13 protein-coding genes are annotated in these 15,672 nt (G+C 68.5%); 8 read left to right on the top strand and 5 right to left on the bottom strand.

What is annotated here, in order from left to right; translation table 11 throughout:
• Positions 1-2,021 (top strand): PecA family PE domain-processing aspartic protease (locus tag EJK91_RS23050; RefSeq protein WP_164518041.1); only part of this gene is annotated, 2,021 nt, incomplete at its 5' end.
• A gap of 3 nt (positions 2,022-2,024) precedes the next feature.
• Here the strand turns inward: EJK91_RS23050 and EJK91_RS20055 are convergent.
• Both EJK91_RS20055 and EJK91_RS20050 read right to left on the bottom strand, forming a co-directional pair.
• Positions 2,025-3,056, bottom strand: coding sequence for an LLM class flavin-dependent oxidoreductase (locus EJK91_RS20055; protein ID WP_024443893.1), 1,032 nt, complete (start codon positions 3,054-3,056; stop codon positions 2,025-2,027).
• Between the two features lie 21 nt (positions 3,057-3,077).
• Positions 3,078-3,911 carry a uracil-DNA glycosylase gene (locus EJK91_RS20050; protein ID WP_046301373.1) on the bottom strand — a complete coding sequence of 278 codons (834 nt, stop codon included), beginning with the start codon at positions 3,909-3,911 and terminating at the stop codon, positions 3,078-3,080.
• A gap of 118 nt (positions 3,912-4,029) precedes the next feature.
• Between EJK91_RS20050 and EJK91_RS20045 the strand changes: the two genes are divergently transcribed.
• The 4 genes from EJK91_RS20045 (at position 4,030) to EJK91_RS20030 (ending at position 8,598) form a co-directional block, all read left to right on the top strand.
• Positions 4,030-5,292 carry a PE-PPE domain-containing protein gene (locus EJK91_RS20045; protein WP_164518040.1) on the top strand — a complete coding sequence of 421 codons (1,263 nt, stop codon included), beginning with the start codon at positions 4,030-4,032 and terminating at the stop codon, positions 5,290-5,292.
• Positions 5,293-5,401: 109 nt separating this feature from the next.
• The gene (locus EJK91_RS20040; RefSeq protein ID WP_125079785.1) at positions 5,402-6,721 is read left to right on the top strand and encodes an FAD-binding oxidoreductase; all 1,320 of its coding nucleotides are present in this window, start codon (positions 5,402-5,404) and stop codon (positions 6,719-6,721) included.
• Between the two features lie 48 nt (positions 6,722-6,769).
• Entirely contained in the window at positions 6,770-7,993 is a 1,224-nt protein-coding gene (locus EJK91_RS20035; protein WP_164518039.1) for a cytochrome P450, read from the top strand.
• On the top strand, positions 7,993-8,598 hold the full coding sequence (locus EJK91_RS20030) for a TetR/AcrR family transcriptional regulator (RefSeq protein ID WP_125079780.1): 606 nt from the start codon (positions 7,993-7,995) through the stop codon (positions 8,596-8,598). The genes EJK91_RS20035 and EJK91_RS20030 overlap by 1 nt, the downstream gene beginning before the upstream one ends.
• Positions 8,599-8,729: 131 nt before the next feature.
• Here EJK91_RS20030 and EJK91_RS20025 read toward each other — a convergent pair whose 3' ends face one another.
• Complete coding sequence (locus tag EJK91_RS20025) at positions 8,730-9,869, bottom strand: acyltransferase family protein (protein WP_125079779.1); 1,140 nt, start codon at positions 9,867-9,869, stop codon at positions 8,730-8,732.
• A complete protein-coding gene (locus EJK91_RS20020; protein ID WP_024443886.1) occupies positions 9,866-11,629 on the bottom strand; it encodes a DEAD/DEAH box helicase in 1,764 nt (587 codons plus the stop codon). Before EJK91_RS20020 ends, EJK91_RS20025 begins: the two co-directional genes overlap by 4 nt.
• A 120-nt stretch (positions 11,630-11,749) precedes the next feature.
• Here EJK91_RS20020 and EJK91_RS20015 point away from each other — a divergent pair, with 120 nt between their 5' ends.
• The gene (locus EJK91_RS20015) at positions 11,750-12,319 is read left to right on the top strand and encodes an LppP/LprE family lipoprotein (RefSeq protein ID WP_046301381.1); all 570 of its coding nucleotides are present in this window, start codon (positions 11,750-11,752) and stop codon (positions 12,317-12,319) included.
• A 13-nt stretch (positions 12,320-12,332) separates the two neighbouring features.
• Here EJK91_RS20015 and EJK91_RS20010 read toward each other — a convergent pair whose 3' ends face one another.
• Positions 12,333-14,240 carry an MFS transporter gene (locus EJK91_RS20010; RefSeq protein WP_125079783.1) on the bottom strand — a complete coding sequence of 636 codons (1,908 nt, stop codon included), beginning with the start codon at positions 14,238-14,240 and terminating at the stop codon, positions 12,333-12,335.
• Positions 14,241-14,534: 294 nt separating this feature from the next.
• Here EJK91_RS20010 and EJK91_RS20005 point away from each other — a divergent pair, with 294 nt between their 5' ends.
• A complete protein-coding gene (locus EJK91_RS20005) occupies positions 14,535-15,323 on the top strand; it encodes a hypothetical protein (RefSeq protein ID WP_125079778.1) in 789 nt (262 codons plus the stop codon).
• A 138-nt stretch (positions 15,324-15,461) separates the two neighbouring features.
• Positions 15,462-15,672: 2-oxoglutarate dehydrogenase E1 subunit family protein (locus tag EJK91_RS20000; protein ID WP_164518038.1), on the top strand; the 211-nt coding region annotated here is incomplete at its 3' end.

Here is a 15,672-nt window from a genome sequence, read left to right as displayed (position 1 = left end):
CACTCGGCGACGGCAACGGCGGCAAGGGCGGGGCCGGCGGCAACGCCGGCAACGGCGGTCGCGGCGTGGACCAGAGCCAACTGCCCCCCAGCGCCACCCTGCCCGGCAGTGGCGGCAACGGCGGCAAGGGTGGGGCCGGCGGGGCGGGCGGCAGCAGCGTCACCGCCCATGGTGCTGGCACCGGCAATGGCGGCGCCGGCGGCGCGGGCGGAACCGGGGGCAACGGCGGCGGCAACGGCATCGCCACCCTCGACGTGGCGAACAACGTGCAGTACGGCAGCGGCGGCGACGGCGGAGCCGGCGGCGTGGGCGGCAACGGCGGGCTCGGCGACACCGGTGCGCTCGGCGGCGGCACCGGCTTCACCGGCGGCAACGGCGGCGCCGGCGGCTCCGGCGGTGCGGGCGGTTCGGCTTACGCCGGTAACCCCGCCATCGGTGAACACGGCAGGTTCGGCACCAACGGCAACGGCGGCGCCGGAGCCAACGGCGGTACCGGTGGTGGCGGCGGCACCGGCGGGGCCGGCGATGACAGCGCCGGCGGAACCGGTGGCAACGGCGGCAATGGTGGTGCGGCCGGCAACGGCGGATCGCCCGGCTCCGGGCTTTACGCGCAGCCGGGGATCAACAAGGCTCCGGTCGGGATCGGCGGGGCCGGCGGCAAGGGCGGCACCGCGGGATCCGGCGGGGCCGGTGGCATCGGGGACACCGGCTTCAACGGCGGCACCGGCGGCAACGGCGGTGTGGGCGGCGCAGGCGCCAACGGCGGCGACGCCCTCGGCAGCTACTACGCGCAGGGCTCCAGCGGTGGCAACGGCGGCAACGGCGGCGCCGGAGGGAACGCCGGTGCAGGCGGCGCCGCAGGTGTGGGTGCGCACGCGGGCAGCGGCGGCAATGCCGGCGCGGGGGGCCACGGCGGTAACGGTGGTGACGGCGGCGATACCACCTTGACCGGAACGAACGTCCACGGCGGAGCGGCCGGTGACGGCGGCGACGGCGGACGTGCGGGCTCGGTGGCCGCCGGCGGAACGGGTGCCCGCGGTGGTGACGGTGGCGACGGCGGCGACGGCGGTAGCGGTGGGTCGGTCGGCAACCACGGCGCCAACGGCGCCGGGGGTGACGGCGGTACCGGTTCCGGTGGTCTGCCCTCCGGCGAGCGGGGTGGCCCCGACGGACCGGTCAACGTCACCATTCCGCTGTACCTGCAGAGCGGCGGCATCAGCCCGATCGTCTATATCTCGATCAACGGCGGTCCGCCGGTGCCGGTGCAGATCGACACCGGCTCCACCGGCCTGACGATTCTGAACAGTGCAGTCGGCAACCCCGGCAGCCTCGGCAGCGTGCTGCTGACGGGCAGCGCCAGCTACGCCGGACTGGGCAACAACAGTTACGCCTACCAGACCTACAGCACCACGGTGGGTTTCTGCGACAAAGTGGCCTGCTCGGGAGAGATCGTCACCGACCCCACCGGCGTCAACGTGGTCAGTCCAGCGTCGAATGCACTGATGACGCAGTACTTCAACCAATACGGCATCGTCGGAGTCCTGGGCATCGGTCCCAACAACGGCTATGCCGGCACGTCGACGATCATCTCAGCGCTGCCCGGTGCGCTCAACCAGGGCGTGCTCATCGACGAGCAGACCGGCCAAGTGATTTTCGGACCGAACCCGCTGGACCCCGAGACCTCCGTCTCCGGATCGCCCTACGTGGACACGATGATCTCCATCAACGGCGCTCCCCCGGTGGCCGTCACGACCTCGATCGACTCCGGCGGCATGTACGGCAGCATCCCGCAATCGCTGTTCCCGCAACTCGGGGTCGGCTCGCAGGTGCCCGCCGGCACGGTAATCTCGGTGTACAACGCCGACGGCAGCACCCTGCTGTACTCCTACACCACCACCAACAACGGTCCCTATGTGACGTCGGGCGGGGCGGCCAACAGCGGCTACTACCCCTTCTCGGTGAACCCGGTCTACATCGACTACCGGCCCAGCGGCTACGGCGCCACCATCATCAGCCGCTAGGCCTTAGAGCAGCTCTTTGGCCAGCAGTTCGCAGGTGCGTTCGCGGCCGGGTGCCGTGGCCGGGTCGGTGCCGCGATACGCCGAGGCGACCGGATTGACCATCACCTCATCGACGGCGAACTGTTCGGCGAGCGCGCTGAGCTGCTCGGCCGCTTCGGCCGGGGTGCCCACGACCGCGCGCCGCAACCCGCTGTCAATGATGCGTTGCTCGGAGTCGGAGACCGCCGCCGCCTGCGCGTCCTCGACCAGATCAACCGCGCCCAGCGGTCGCCCGGTCCGCAACCGAGCCATCATCTGCAGGTTGGGCAGCATTAACGCCGTTGCCTCGTCACGGGTTTCGGCAACAGACGCGTTGACGGTGAGAAACGTCGTCGGTGCGGAACACACTTCGCTGGGCGTGAAATTCTGCCGATAGTAGGCCAGCGCCTCCGCGGTGCCCTGGCCGGAGAAATGGTGGGCGAACACGTACGGCAGGCCCTTGGCCGCGGCCAGCCGCGCCGAATACATGCTCGACCCCAGCAGCCACAGCCGCGGTTCGCCGACCGCGGCCGGGGTGGCCTTGAGCAGGTAGTCGCCGTCACGCAACTGGACCTGCACGCCGCGGCTGCTCATCATCGCCCGGACATGGTCGAGATAGTCGGGGAAGTTCGCGATGTCCTCGTCGCCCCGGCCGGAGCGCAGCATGACCGACGTGACCGGGTCCGATCCGGGGGCCCGCCCGATCCCCAGGTCGATCCGGCCGGGCGCTGCGGCCTCCAGCAGGGCGAACTGTTCGGCAACGGCCAGCGGGGCGTGGTTGGGCAGCATCACCCCACCGGAGCCGAGCCGCACCCGCGCCGTCTGCGCGGCGAGGTAGGCCAGCAGTACCGGCGGGCTGGTAGCGCCCACCGAGGGCATGTTGTGATGCTCGGCCACCCAGTATCTGGTGAATCCGAGGCGGTCGGCGGTCTGGGCCAGGCGTACCGTCGCCGCCAGCGCATCGGCGGTGGACTGGTCGGTGCGGACGGGGACGAGATCAAGAACGGAAAGACGCACGCTACTGAGCAACACCGGAACTCAGCCGGATAGTCCCGCCAACACCGACGCTTGCGCGAAGATGTCGTCCAGCATCGCCGGGGTCAACCGTCCGGTGAACATGTTCTGTTGACTGGGGTGATAACAGCCCAGCAGCCGCAATGCCGGACCGAGCTGGGCGAGCGCGCCGTGGGCGAACTTCGGCTTGGGTTTGGGCACCGGGTCGGCGGCAACCCGTAGTGCGACCTGCCAGGCGAATCCACCTAGCGCGATCAACACCCGCACGTGGGGCGCGATCAACTGCCACTCCGTGTCGATCCACGGCGCGCACGTGTTGCGCTCGACGGTGGTCGGGGCGTTGTCCGGTGGGGCACAGCGCACCGGCGCGATGATCCGGATGCCGTTGGCGTGCAACCCATCCGCAGCGTCGACGCTGGTGGGCTGGTTGACCAGACCGGCTCGGTGCAGCGCCGCATACAGCTGGTCGCCAGACCGGTCGCCGGTGAACATGCGGCCGGTGCGGTTGGCGCCATTGGCAGCAGGCGCCAATCCGACGATCACGATCTTGGGTTTCGAGGAGCCCCAGCCGGGCACCGGTCGCCCCCAATACGGCTGGTCGGCAAAGGACTTTCGCTTGACCACGGCCACCTGCTCACGCCAAGTCACCAGTCGGGGGCAGGCCCGGCAGACGCTGATCAGCGCGTCGAGTTCGTCGATCGACTCGACTTGGTCGGCCAGCCGCACCACCTGTGCGGCATCGGCAGCCGGTGGCGTTTCCGGGGTTGCCGGATCGCCGGGCCAGCCTGCCCCGGGCGGCACCGGCGAGTCGAACGGCTGACCGGTGCGGGGGTGCTTCAGCATTGCCTCACTCTGCATGCCGACGGGGCGGGGCGGGAAGGCAGCCTTGTTTTCTGAGAGTTTCTCAGACATAGTTGACCGACCTTGAGGCGGAGAAGGGCTGACCATGGGCTTGCGCCGACTTTCCGAGCGGCTTGTGCCGACAGTGCTGAGCGCCACGTTGCTCCTGTTCGCCGGGCCGGTGGCACCGGCCCACGCCGACAGCCCTGAGGATGCGCTGACGGCGTTGGTCATGGGCGGCACCTTCATGCCGACTCCCAGTCAGCGCTGGCAAGAAGCGATCGTCAGCGACTACATCGATCCCGCAACCGGGGGCACCTACACCCCGGTGACGGTCCCCTATCCGGCATCGGGTGCCAGCACGTCGATTCCCACCGGTCTGGCGAACCTTCAGGCTGCGATGGCTCAACAGCCCGACGGCCGGCCCTACCTGGTGTCGGGGTATTCGCAGAGCGCCCAGATCGCGGTCCTGGAAAAGATCAACCTGATGCAGTCGGGGCAACCCGCCCCCGATGTCACCTTTTTCCTGCTCGGCTCGGGCAACCGCCCCAACGGGGGCTTCCTGGAGCGGTTCGAGGGGTTGGTGATCCCGGGGATGCCCGGTCTGGACTTCAACGGGGCCGAGCCGACCAACGGCGGAATCGCCACCATCGACGTCACCGCGCAGTACGACGCGAATTCGGACTTCCCGCAATTTCCCATCAACCTGGTGGCCGACTTCAACGCCTTGCTCGGATTCATCTACACCCACGGGGGTTACGGCGGTGGGCCTCTGCCGCAGTTGGTTCCCGCGGTGTGGCCCCCGTCGGAGCCCATGACAGGCCCGTTTGTCGACGAGTACGTGCTGGGCTCCACCGAGATCGTCAAGCAGATCACCGGCGACACCACCTTCTACTTCATCCCAACCGCCGAATTGCCGCTGCTGAGTCCGCTGCGCACCTTGGGAGTGCCCGAGTCGTGGCTCGACGTCGTGCAACCGGCGCTGCGGGTGATCGTCGAAGCCGGATACGACAGATCCGTGCCTTTCGGAGAGCCGACGCCGGCACAGCTGATCCCGACACTCGACCCGGTGACCTTCGCGCTCCAGTTCGCGCAGGCGAGCGTGCAGGGCGCCGACAACGCACTGAATCTCATCGGCCTGGACCTGCCCGGCTACGCCGAGCTGATGGGACTCTTCGACGACGCTCGCGCCTGGTCGGCCGACGAGATCGGCGCTCCCTACGCGCAGGTGGTCTCCTGGCTCAACGACTACATCAACCCCTTCACCGCTTTCACCGCGATCGCCGGCCCGATCGGCGAAGCCGTCCAACTGCTGTTCGACGTGACCGGCGTCCAGGCATACCTGCTGGATCCGGCGCTGGGGCTCATCGGCACCCTGGGCGGACTGGTCACCAGCTGACCGCGGCTGGCCGCTCCTGCGCGGGGGCGTCCCGCCAGATGCCGCGGCTAGGATCACCTGGGTGATCGCCGAGGCGCTGACCCAGCTGACAACCGAACTCCCCGACGGCATGGTGGTCACCGACCCGACGATCACCGCCGGCTATCGCCAGGACAAAGCGCTGGACCCGATGGCGGGCCAGCCCTTGGCAGTGGTGCGCCCGCTGCGCACCCAAGAAGTGCAGACGGTCATGCGATGGGCTACCGCTCACCGGGTGCCGGTGGTGACTCGCGGCGCGGGCACCGGCCTGTCCGGCGGCGCCACCGCGATCGACGGCGGGATCGTGCTGTGTACCGAGAAGATGCGCGACATCACCGTCGACCCCGTCACCCGTACCGCGGTGTGCCAGCCGGGCCTGTTCAACGCCGAGGTGAAGAAGGCCGTCGCCGCCTACGGACTGTGGTACCCGCCGGATCCGTCGTCGTTCGAGATCTGCAGCATCGGTGGCAACATCGCCACCAACGCCGGCGGGCTGTGCTGCGTCAAGTACGGCGTGACCACCGACTATGTACTGGGCCTGCAGGTGGTGTTGGCCGACGGCACCGCGGTGCGCCTGGGCGGACCCCGCCTCAAAGACGTCGCCGGACTCTCGCTGACCAAGCTGTTCGTCGGCAGCGAGGGCACCCTCGGGGTGGTCACCGAGGTGACCCTGCGACTGTTGCCCGCTCAGTCGAAATCGGCTGTGGTGGTGGCCACTTTCGCCTCGGTGACCGCCGCTGCCGAGGCGGTGCTCGACGTGTCCGGGCGGCTGCGCCCTTCGATGCTGGAGTTCATGGACTCGGCGGCGATCAACGCCGTAGAAGACCAGCTGCGCATGGGCCTGGACCGCGAGGCAGCGGCCATGCTGGTGGCGGCCTCCGACGAGCGCGGTCACGCGGGCGCCGAGGATGTCGAGTTGATGGCCCAGGTGTTCAACGCGCACCACGCCAAGGAGGTGTTCTCCACCGATGACCCGGTCGAAGCCGAAGGCTTCGTCGCGGCCCGGCGGTTCTGCATTCCGGCGGTCGAGGCGAAGGGGCCGTTGCTGTTGGAGGACGTCGGGGTGCCGGTGCCGCGGTTGGCGGAGCTGATCACCGGTATCGAGAAGATCGCCGCGGAGCGCCGGTTGCTGATCTCGGTGATCGCGCATGCCGGCGACGGCAACACGCACCCGCTGATCGTGCACGACCCGCGCGACCCCGATCAGGTGCGTCGTGCCGAGCTTGCCTACGGCGAGATCATGGAGCTGGCCTTGACGCTGGGCGGCACTATCACCGGCGAGCACGGCGTGGGGCGGTTGAAGCGACCGTGGCTGGGCGAGCAGCTGGGTCCCGACGTGATGGCACTGAACCAGCGCGTCAAGGCCGCACTCGACCCGCTGAACATCCTGAATCCGGGTTCGGGCATCTGAACGCACCTGGCCATTGACACGCGCATGCCGCTGTCGTATCAATGAGATATGACGACCACGATGTCTCATCCGAAGTTTGAGCTCGGCAACGCCGACACCTGGCCCAATCCCTGGCCGATGTACGCCGCATTGCGCGACCACGACCCGGTCCACCGGGTGGTCCCGCCGGACGCACCCGACCAGGACTACTACGTGCTGTCCCGTCATGCCGACATCTGGGCCGCCGCCGCCGACCATGAGACGTTCTCGTCCGCCCAGGGGCTGACCGTCAACTACCGCGAGCTGGAACTGATCGGCCTGGCCGACAACCCGCCGATGGTGATGCAGGATCCGCCGGTGCACACCGAGTTTCGCAAGCTGGTGGCCCGTGGCTTCATGCCGCGGCAGGTGGAGTTGCTGGAGCCCAAGGTCCGCGAGTTCGTCGTCGAACGCATCGAGCGACTGCGGGCCAACGGCGGCACCGGGGACATCGTCGGCGAGCTGTTCAAACCGCTGCCGTCGATGGTGGTCGCGCACTACCTCGGTGTACCGGAGGAGGACCGCAGCCAGTTCGACCGCTGGACCGACGCGGTGGTCGCGGCCACCGTCAGCGAAGACGGGGTCGCCTCGGCCGGGGACGCGGTCGGAGAGATGATGGCCTACTTCGGCGCGCTCATCGAACGCCGCCGCACCGAGCCCGAAGACGACACGGTCTCGCATCTGGTGGCTGCCGGGTTGGGCGCCGACGGCGACATCAAGGGACTGCTGTCGGTGCTGGCTTTCACCTTCACCATGGTCACCGGCGGCAACGATACGACGACTGGAATGCTCGGCGGCTCAGTGCAACTGCTGCAGCAGCACCCGGATCAGCGTCAGCTGCTGGTGGAGAACCCCGAGCTGATCCGCGACGCCGTCGAGGAGTTGCTGCGGCTGACCTCGCCCGTGCAGGGACTGGCACGCACCACCACCCGGGACGCCCTCGTCGGCGACACCACCATTCCGGCGGGCCGTAAGGTGTTGCTGCTCTACGGCTCGGGCAACCGCGACGAACGACAGTTCGGGCCGGACGCCGGCGAACTCGACGTGCGGCGCAAGCCCCACCAGATCCTCACCTTCAGCTACGGCGCCCACCACTGCATCGGCAACCAGGCGGCCCGGATGCAGGCGCGGGTGGCGTTGGAGGAACTGATGGCCCGCTGCCCGAACTACACGATCGACGAAGCCGGGATCGTGTGGTCCGGCGGCAGCTACGTGCGACGTCCACTGTCGGTTCCCTTCACCGCAGGATCGTGATGGCCGGCCGGTCCTGGCTGTCCGATCAGCGTGGCGAGCTGGCCACCGAGAAGATTCTCGACGCGGCGGAAAAGCTGTTCGCCGAACAGGACCCCGCCTCGGTGGGCATGAATGAGATCGCCCGCGCCGCAGGCTGCTCCCGCGCCACGCTGTATCGGTACTTCGAGAGCCGCGACGCGCTGCACACCGCCTACGCGCACCGCTGGGCCAATGCGCTCTATCACGAGTTGACGCGACGGCTGGCCGGCATCGACGACCCGGCGGACCGGCTGGTCGCCGGGATCACCGAATCCCTGGCGCTGGTGCGCGGCAACCCCGCGCTGGCGTCATGGTTCGCCGAGACCGGACCGCCGATCGGTGCCGCGATGGCCGCGCAGTCCGATGTCATCACCGTGATGGTGGCGTCGTTTCTGTCCGCATTGGGCGCCGAGGACAACGACGCAGTTGCGCACCGTGCCCGATGGGTGGTGCGCGTGGTCACCTCGATGCTGAGCTTCCCCGGTCGTGACGCCGACGACGAGCGGGAAATGCTGACACAGTTCGTGGTACCGGTTGTGGTCTCGCCGGGGCGGCTCAGGTCGGCGCGGGTCGGCTCGGGGGAATAGGAGGATGGCCCGCCTCTGAGCGACAACTGCGCGTGCGTGGACGAGTCCCCCGCGATTTGTCGCTCAAAGCCGGGCAACTGTGCCAATAGTCCGGCCGGGCACGTGCCCACCGATCCGGCCCGGAACACGGCTCAGGCCCGCACCCGGGTGAAACGGTGCAGCAGCCACGACACCGGCACCGTGACCAGCATGGTGAGCACGAACAGCGCCAGCATCGAGCCGGTGTAGACCGGAGTGCGCAGCACCTCGACCATCACCACCTCCATCAGCACCAGGTGAACCAGGAAGATCTCATAGGAGATCTCCCCCAGCCACACCATCGGTCGGCTCGCCAACAGCCGCGCGTACCAACCGCGATTGCCCAACGCCAGCGGCGCCACCAGCAACGCGGCGATCACCGCGTAGAACCCGGCCTTGACCAAGGCCTCGGACAGTTTGGCCGGTGATGTGGTCGGCTCCCCCGCGATCGGTGTGGAAGCGATGAGATAACAGATGAGCGCCAACGGAATCGCCACGAAGCCGTAACAGCGCACACCCATCGCCCGCAGCACCGTGAGCATCATCCCGGCGACGAACCAGGCCAGATAGCCCGGCAGCCACAGCCGGGCGCCGTCGGGCAGGAAATCGGTCGTGTGTACGAGCGTCAACCAGGCCGGCGTGATCGCCGCCGCCGCAGCCAGCCCGGCCAGCAGCATCCCCGGCCGCCACTGTCGGCGGCACAGCCAGACCAACGCCGCGTAGGCGAGCAGCGGCAGCAGCACGTAGAAGGCGACTTCGACTGCGAGGCTCCACATCTGGGTGAGACCCTGGTGCAGATAGCCGAACATGTAGTTGTCGGTGTAGATCTGGGTCAGTGTCAGGTTCCGCAGCAACCCGATCGGGCTGTGGCCGGGGTTCGGGCCGGCGGTGCGGTAGTGATAGATCACGTAAGCCAGTAGCACCGTCACGACATAGGCGGGCATGATGCGCCGCACCCGGTGCCAGGCGTACCGGCGCACCGATGGGTCCGGCTGCCCCAATGCGGTGGCTCGCACCCACGGCTGGAACAGCAGAAAACCGGAGAGCACGAAGAAGATCGGCACCCCGATCTCCATCCGGGAACCCAGCAACCCGGCGTAGCCGTGGGTGTACTTGCCGGTGGTGTAGGCCGCATGTGTTCCGACCACCAGGATCGCGGCGACCGCACGCACGCCGGTCAGCGACGCGACCCGATCCACTCCAGCGACCTGCTCGAGCCCGCCCTGGGCGACGTCGTCGCGCGGCAGGGTCATTCGGTCCGTTTCCGGTACCCGCCCTCGCCGCGGCGATCGGGTTTACCAGAGGGCCGTTCGCGACGCAGGTTGATTAGCTGGCCCTGAATCCGGGTCTGCTCCAACGCCTTGAGGGTCTTGCCGGACAATTTGGCGGGCAGCTCGACCAGCGAGTGGTCCACCTTGATGCTGATGCTGCCGAAATCGCTGCGATTCAGGCCACCCTCGTTGGCCAGTGCCCCGACAATCGCACCCGGGTTGACCTTGTGGCGCTTGCCGACCGAGATCCGATAGGTGGCGAATCCGTCTTTCGGCGGGCCCTTGCGGTCGCCTCTGCGGTCGTCGCGATCCGGCTTGATGCGTTCGCGTCGCTTGTCCGGCGGCGGCTCGACCATCAGGAACGCCTCGCCGTCACGGGACTGCAGCGCCAGCGCGGCGGCAATGTCGGCCATCGGCACGTTGTGCTCGCGGCTGTAGTCCTCGACCAGTCGACGGAACAACTCGATGCCCGACGCTCCGAGATGGTTGGTGATCGCGTCGGCGAACTTGGCGACCCGCTGGGCGTTGACGTCGTCGACGCTGGGCAGCTCCGCCTCGACCAGCTTCTGCCGCGTGACCTTCTCGATCAGCCGGAGCAGGTGGCGTTCCCGCGGGTTGACGAATAGCAGCGCGCTTCCCGAACGCCCGGCTCGTCCGGTGCGCCCGATCCGGTGCACATAGGCCTCGGGGTCGTTGGGAATGTCGTAGTTGACGACGTGCGAGATGCGCTCCACGTCCAGTCCGCGGGCGGCGACATCGGTGGCGACCAGGATGTCGAGGTTGCCGCTCTTGAGCGCGGCGATGGTCCGCTCGCGTTGCGCCTGCGCGATGTCACCGTTGATGGCCGCCGCGGAAAACCCTCGGGCGCGCAGCTTTTCGGCAACCTCCTCGGTGGCCTGTTTGGTGCGGACGAAGACGATCATCGCTTCGAAGGGCTCGACTTCGAGCACCCGAGTCAGGGCGTCCATCTTGCGTGGCCCGGCGACCTCGATGTAGCGCTGGGAGATGTTCTCCGCCGTGGTGGTTTTCGCCTTGACGGTGACTTCGACGGGGTCGTGCAGGTAGCGGTTGGTGATGCGGCGAATAGCCGACGGCATGGTCGCCGAGAACAGGGCCACCTGCTTGTGCTCGGGAGTGTCGGCCAGGATGCGCTCGACGTCCTCGGCGAATCCCATCTGCAGCATCTCGTCGGCCTCGTCGAGCACCAGGTAGTCCAGGTGCGACAAGTCCAGGCTGCCGCGTTCCAGATGGTCGATGACCCGGCCCGGAGTGCCGACCACGACCTGCGCGCCGCGCTTCAGCCCGGACAGCTGCACGGTGTAGGAGGCGCCACCGTAGATCGGCAGCACATTGATCCTTGGCAGATGCGCACCGTAGCGCCCGAATGCCTCGGCGACCTGCAGAGCCAACTCGCGAGTGGGCGCGAGCACCAGCGCCTGGGTGGCTTTGCTGGTGGTGTCGATGCGCGACAGGATCGGGATGGCGAACGCGGCGGTCTTGCCGGTACCGGTCTGGGCCAGCCCGACCACGTCGGAACCCTCCAGCAGGGCCGGGATGGTGGCGGCCTGAATCGCCGAGGGCGTTTCATAGCCGACGTCGACGACAGCTTTCAGAACCGAGGGGTGGATCTGCAGGTCGGCGAAGGTCGGGGCGGGTGGGTCGGGAAGATAACCAGCAGGTGGGTCCGAAAGGGACCCGGTGGTATCTGGGAAGGGCTCAGCGGGGGCATCAGGCGAGGTCATAGCGCTTAGCAGTCTACGGGCAAAGCGGCCCAGCTACTGCCACTGTTGCTCGCCGGCGCAGGGCTACCGACATCGGTGCTCGGCCGCGCCTCCCCCGGTTCCCCGCGCCCGGCCGGTACGGTGCCCGGTGTGTTGGGTGCCGCCAAACCGTTGGCCGTGATATCCGCACTGGCCGCAGCTCTGCTGGCCGGTTGCGGTTCGGGCGACTCCACCGTCGCCAAGACCCCGGAGAACACCATCCCGGCCGCCGCGCCGCCGGAAGCGCCCCCCACCACCGCGTCCGCAACATCGGGCAGCCCGGCCCCCGCCGACCCGTGCGCGGTCAATCTGGCCGCGCCGGCGATCGCCAAGGCCGTCTCCGAGCTGCCCCACGACCCGCGCAGCAAGCAGCCGTGGAGTCCGGAGCCGCTGGCCGGCAACTACAACACCTGTGCCGACATCTCTGCGGTGATCGTCAAGGCCAACACCAACGCCGAACACCCCAGTACCCGTGCGGTGCTGTTTCACCGCGGCGAATTCCTTCCCCAAGCCGTGCCAGACACTTACGGATTCAGCGGTATCGACGTGGCGCAGTCCACCGGCGACACGGTTGCGCTGCGAAACGCCAGCGGCATACCGGGGTTGGCCGGGATCGTGAAATTCCACTGGAACGGCAACGCGGTGGAGATCGTCGGCAACACCACCCGGTGACCGGCCGCGTCCCCTAGAACCGACTGTCGCGCCGTGAATGGCGCCCGAAGGCGTCGGTGTCGTCGGGGTCCTCCCGATAGTGCCGATTTCGGCGGGTCGGATTGTTGCCGGTGATCCCGAACTTGGCCAGCACGTCAGGTACCGCACTCCCGTTGGGGAGCGTGCGCAGATGGCGACCCGCATCGACGTCAACGCCGTTGTGGTGCAGTGGCGCCGGTTCGGCCGCGGCAATCAACGTCGGTGCCCGCGGAATCTCGACGGTGAGCGGCTCGGTGGCGGGGTCCTGCGGACTACGGGCTCGGGGGGGCTTCGGCGCGACAACCGGGATCGGCTCGGTGCGTTCGACGACCTCGGGTTCGGCCTTCGGGGCGTGGAAGTGTCGCGGCAGGCTGACGCGTTCGGGCGCTCTGGTGTTACCGGGATCCTCGTCGCGGTCATCGAGGGCCTCGAAGTCGTCCGGCTCGTCGAAGTCGTCGAGGTCGTCGAAATAGTCAGCACCGGTGCCACGGTCGCTGCGGCGGGCCGGGTCGATGACATAGCCGACCATGAAGAGCGCGGCCACCACACCGAAGAGCGCCACGAACGCCGGCAGCAGCGTCGCCTCCGACATGGCCAAGGCGAACGGCTCGTGAAGGAACTCGGGCAGCTGCAAGACCGCGGAAGCACGCTCGGGGGGCCGACCGCCTGGCATCGGCGGCAGATCGGCGGCGATCCTCGACGTCATGAACGCGGCCATACCGGCGCTGCCCAACACCGCCCCGACCTGGCGCGTCGCGTTGTAGACCCCGGACCCGGCACCGGCCAGATGCGGCGGAAGGTTGCGGGTGGCGGTGGCCGCCAGCGGCGACCAGATGAACGCCATGCCAACCCCGATCACCGCAAACGGCAGCACCAGCCGCCAGATGGGGGTCACCGGGGTCATCTCGATGGACAGCCAGGTGAGCCCGATCGCCAGTACCGAGAAGCCGAAACCGACCACCGCCCGGGGATGAGCGCGGTCGACGATCTTTCCCACAATGGGTGCCAGCACGCCGCTGGCGATCGCCATCGGGGCGGTCAGCAGCGCAGAACGGGTGGGTGACATCTCGCACACCGCCTGCGCGTAGAACATCACCGGCAGCACCATCCCGGTGACCGCGAAGCCGACGACCGCCACGCCGATGTTGGCCAGCCCGAAGTCAAGGTCACGGAAGATGTGCAGGGGCACCAACGGCTCGCCGTCGGTGACGGCCTGCCAATAGACGAAAGCCACCATGCAGCAGACGCCGCCGAAGATCTGCGCCCAGATCCAGGGCGCCCACCCCTGCGACTCGCCTTCCTGCAGGGCGAAGACCAGCAGGAACATTCCGGCCCCCGACAGCGCCACGCCGAGGACGTCGAAGCGGTGCCGGTGCACCGGCAGGTCGGGAATCAGCACGATGGCCAGCACCAGGCCGATGGCGCCGATCGGGACGTTGACGAAGAAGATCCACTCCCAGCCCAGCCGGTCGACCAGCACGCCGCCGGCCAGCGGTCCGATCAGGGTGGCAACCCCGGCGGTCGCCCCCCACACGCTCATGGCCGCGCCGCGGCGGTCCGGAGGGAACGTCCGGGTGATCACCGACAAGGTCTGCGGGGTCAACAGAGCGGCGCCGACACCCTGGACCGCCCGGGCGGCGATCAGCATCTCAATGCTCCCGGCAAGTCCGCACCACAGCGACGCTGCGGTGAACACCGCCAGCCCGATCAGGTACAGGTTCTTGGGCCCGAACTGGTCGCCGAGACGACCGGCGACCAGCAGCGGTACCGCGTAGCCCAGCAGGTAGGCACTGGTGACCCAGATCACGGTGTCGTAGCCGATGTCGAGCGCCGACATGATGCTCGGGTTGGCGACGGCCACGATCGTGGAATCCACCAAGATCACAAAGAAGCCGAGCATCATCGCCCACAGGGCATTCCACGGATTTACCGGGTCAGCCGCGCGCGCCGGACCGGTACGCGCGATCGCGCGTACCGGGTCGTCATACGTGCTGCTCAAGCGCCGCCCTCCCGTCGCTGCGCGGTGCCGTTCGGGGCATCAACCCACCTCACTGCGACGCTACGGACAGATAATGACGGGAACAACTCGGATCGCCACGGCGCTGTTCGCTGCGGGTGACGATCGCGTCCGTTGAAACGGGTAAACAAACGGCAGCGCGTTAGCCTGAACTCCACCGAGTCCGAACGGGAGGCAACCATGGGCATCTTTCGACGGCGACGGCCGGCGCAAGTACCGGCGCCGACCTTCGGCGAGGAGAAGCCGACCATGGCGGCGCGGGTGCTGGCGCGGGTCATCGAGCGCAGCGAGCGGGTGCAGGGTCCGGCGGTGCGGGCCTACGTGGAGCGCCTACGGAGAACTGATCCCGATGCCGACCCGGCCCAGGTGATCGCCAAGCTGGAGAAGCGCTTTCTGGCGGCGGCAACAGCCAGCGGCGCCGCGGTGGGCGCCACCGCGGCCGTGCCGGCGATCGGCACCCTGATGGCGCTGTCGGCGGTTGCCGGGGAGACCGCGGTCTTCCTGGAGGCCACCGCGTTCTTCGTGCTGTCCGTCGCGGAGGTACACGGCATTCCCGTGGACAACCGCGATCGGCGCCGCGCGCTGGTGCTGGCGGTGCTGGTGGGCGACCAGGGCAAGGGCGCGCTCGCCGACCTGCTGGGTCCGGGCCGCACCAGCGGCGCGTGGCTCGCCGAAGGATCTGCCGGTGTCGCCGCGCTGCCGCTGCCGGCGGTCAAGGAGTTGAACTCCCGTCTGCTGCGGTACTTCGTCAAGCGCTTCACCCTGCGCCGCGGGGCGCTCGCGTTCGGCAAGCTGTTGCCGGTCGGCCTGGGAGCTGTGATCGGCGCCATCGGCAACCGGCTGATGGGCAAGAAGATCATCAGCAATGCCCGCAAGGCGTTCGGCGACCCCGCCCGCCGCTGGCCGGTGAACTTGCACCTGGTGCCGACCCTGCACGACGGCCCAGGCTCTCCAGCCCACTCCGCATAACCGTCGGCGGGATCGCGGCCGGCGGACAATCGGCCGCGAGCCTGGCGGAATATCTCCGAGGGGCTAGCCTTTATGAGGCAGGCGGGTGCGGGCGCAAGTGCCACGCCAAACGACCAGGAATCGAGGCGAGAAGCTGTCGTGAGCGGTATCAGTTCACCCTTCGGTCAGAACGAGTGGCTAGTCGAGGAGATGTACCGCAAATTCCGCGAGGATCCCTCCTCTGTGGATCCGAGCTGGCATGAGTTCCTGGCCGACTACAAGCCCGACGCGCAACAAGGTGACGGCGCGGCCGCACCGGCGGGGGCCCGCCCTGCTACCGCGGCGCAGCCGGCGGCCCCGGCTCCTGCAG

This window comes from Mycobacterium sp. P7213, assembly GCF_900604305.1.
Classification (GTDB): Bacteria; Actinomycetota; Actinomycetes; order Mycobacteriales; family Mycobacteriaceae; genus Mycobacterium.
The sequence above is the reverse complement of the archived record's forward strand: the minus strand, read 5'-3'. Positions and strand labels throughout refer to the sequence as shown.

What these genes read in the sequence shown, in the direction of transcription:
- EJK91_RS20020 (WP_024443886.1), bottom strand. Translation starts at nt 11,629, where the DNA reads ATGACCTCGCCTGATGCCCCCGCTGAGCCCTTCCCAGATACCACCGGG.
- EJK91_RS20050 (WP_046301373.1), bottom strand. Translation starts at nt 3,911, where the DNA reads ATGCAGAGTGAGGCAATGCTGAAGCACCCCCGCACCGGTCAGCCGTTC.
- EJK91_RS20025 (WP_125079779.1), bottom strand. Translation starts at nt 9,869, where the DNA reads ATGACCCTGCCGCGCGACGACGTCGCCCAGGGCGGGCTCGAGCAGGTC.
- EJK91_RS20040 (WP_125079785.1), top strand. Translation starts at nt 5,402, where the DNA reads ATGGTGGTCACCGACCCGACGATCACCGCCGGCTATCGCCAGGACAAA.
- EJK91_RS20030 (WP_125079780.1), top strand. Translation starts at nt 7,993, where the DNA reads ATGGCCGGCCGGTCCTGGCTGTCCGATCAGCGTGGCGAGCTGGCCACC.
- EJK91_RS20010 (WP_125079783.1), bottom strand. Translation starts at nt 14,240, where the DNA reads ATGATGCTCGGCTTCTTTGTGATCTTGGTGGATTCCACGATCGTGGCC.
- EJK91_RS20005 (WP_125079778.1), top strand. Translation starts at nt 14,535, where the DNA reads ATGGGCATCTTTCGACGGCGACGGCCGGCGCAAGTACCGGCGCCGACC.
- EJK91_RS20035 (WP_164518039.1), top strand. Translation starts at nt 6,770, where the DNA reads ATGACGACCACGATGTCTCATCCGAAGTTTGAGCTCGGCAACGCCGAC.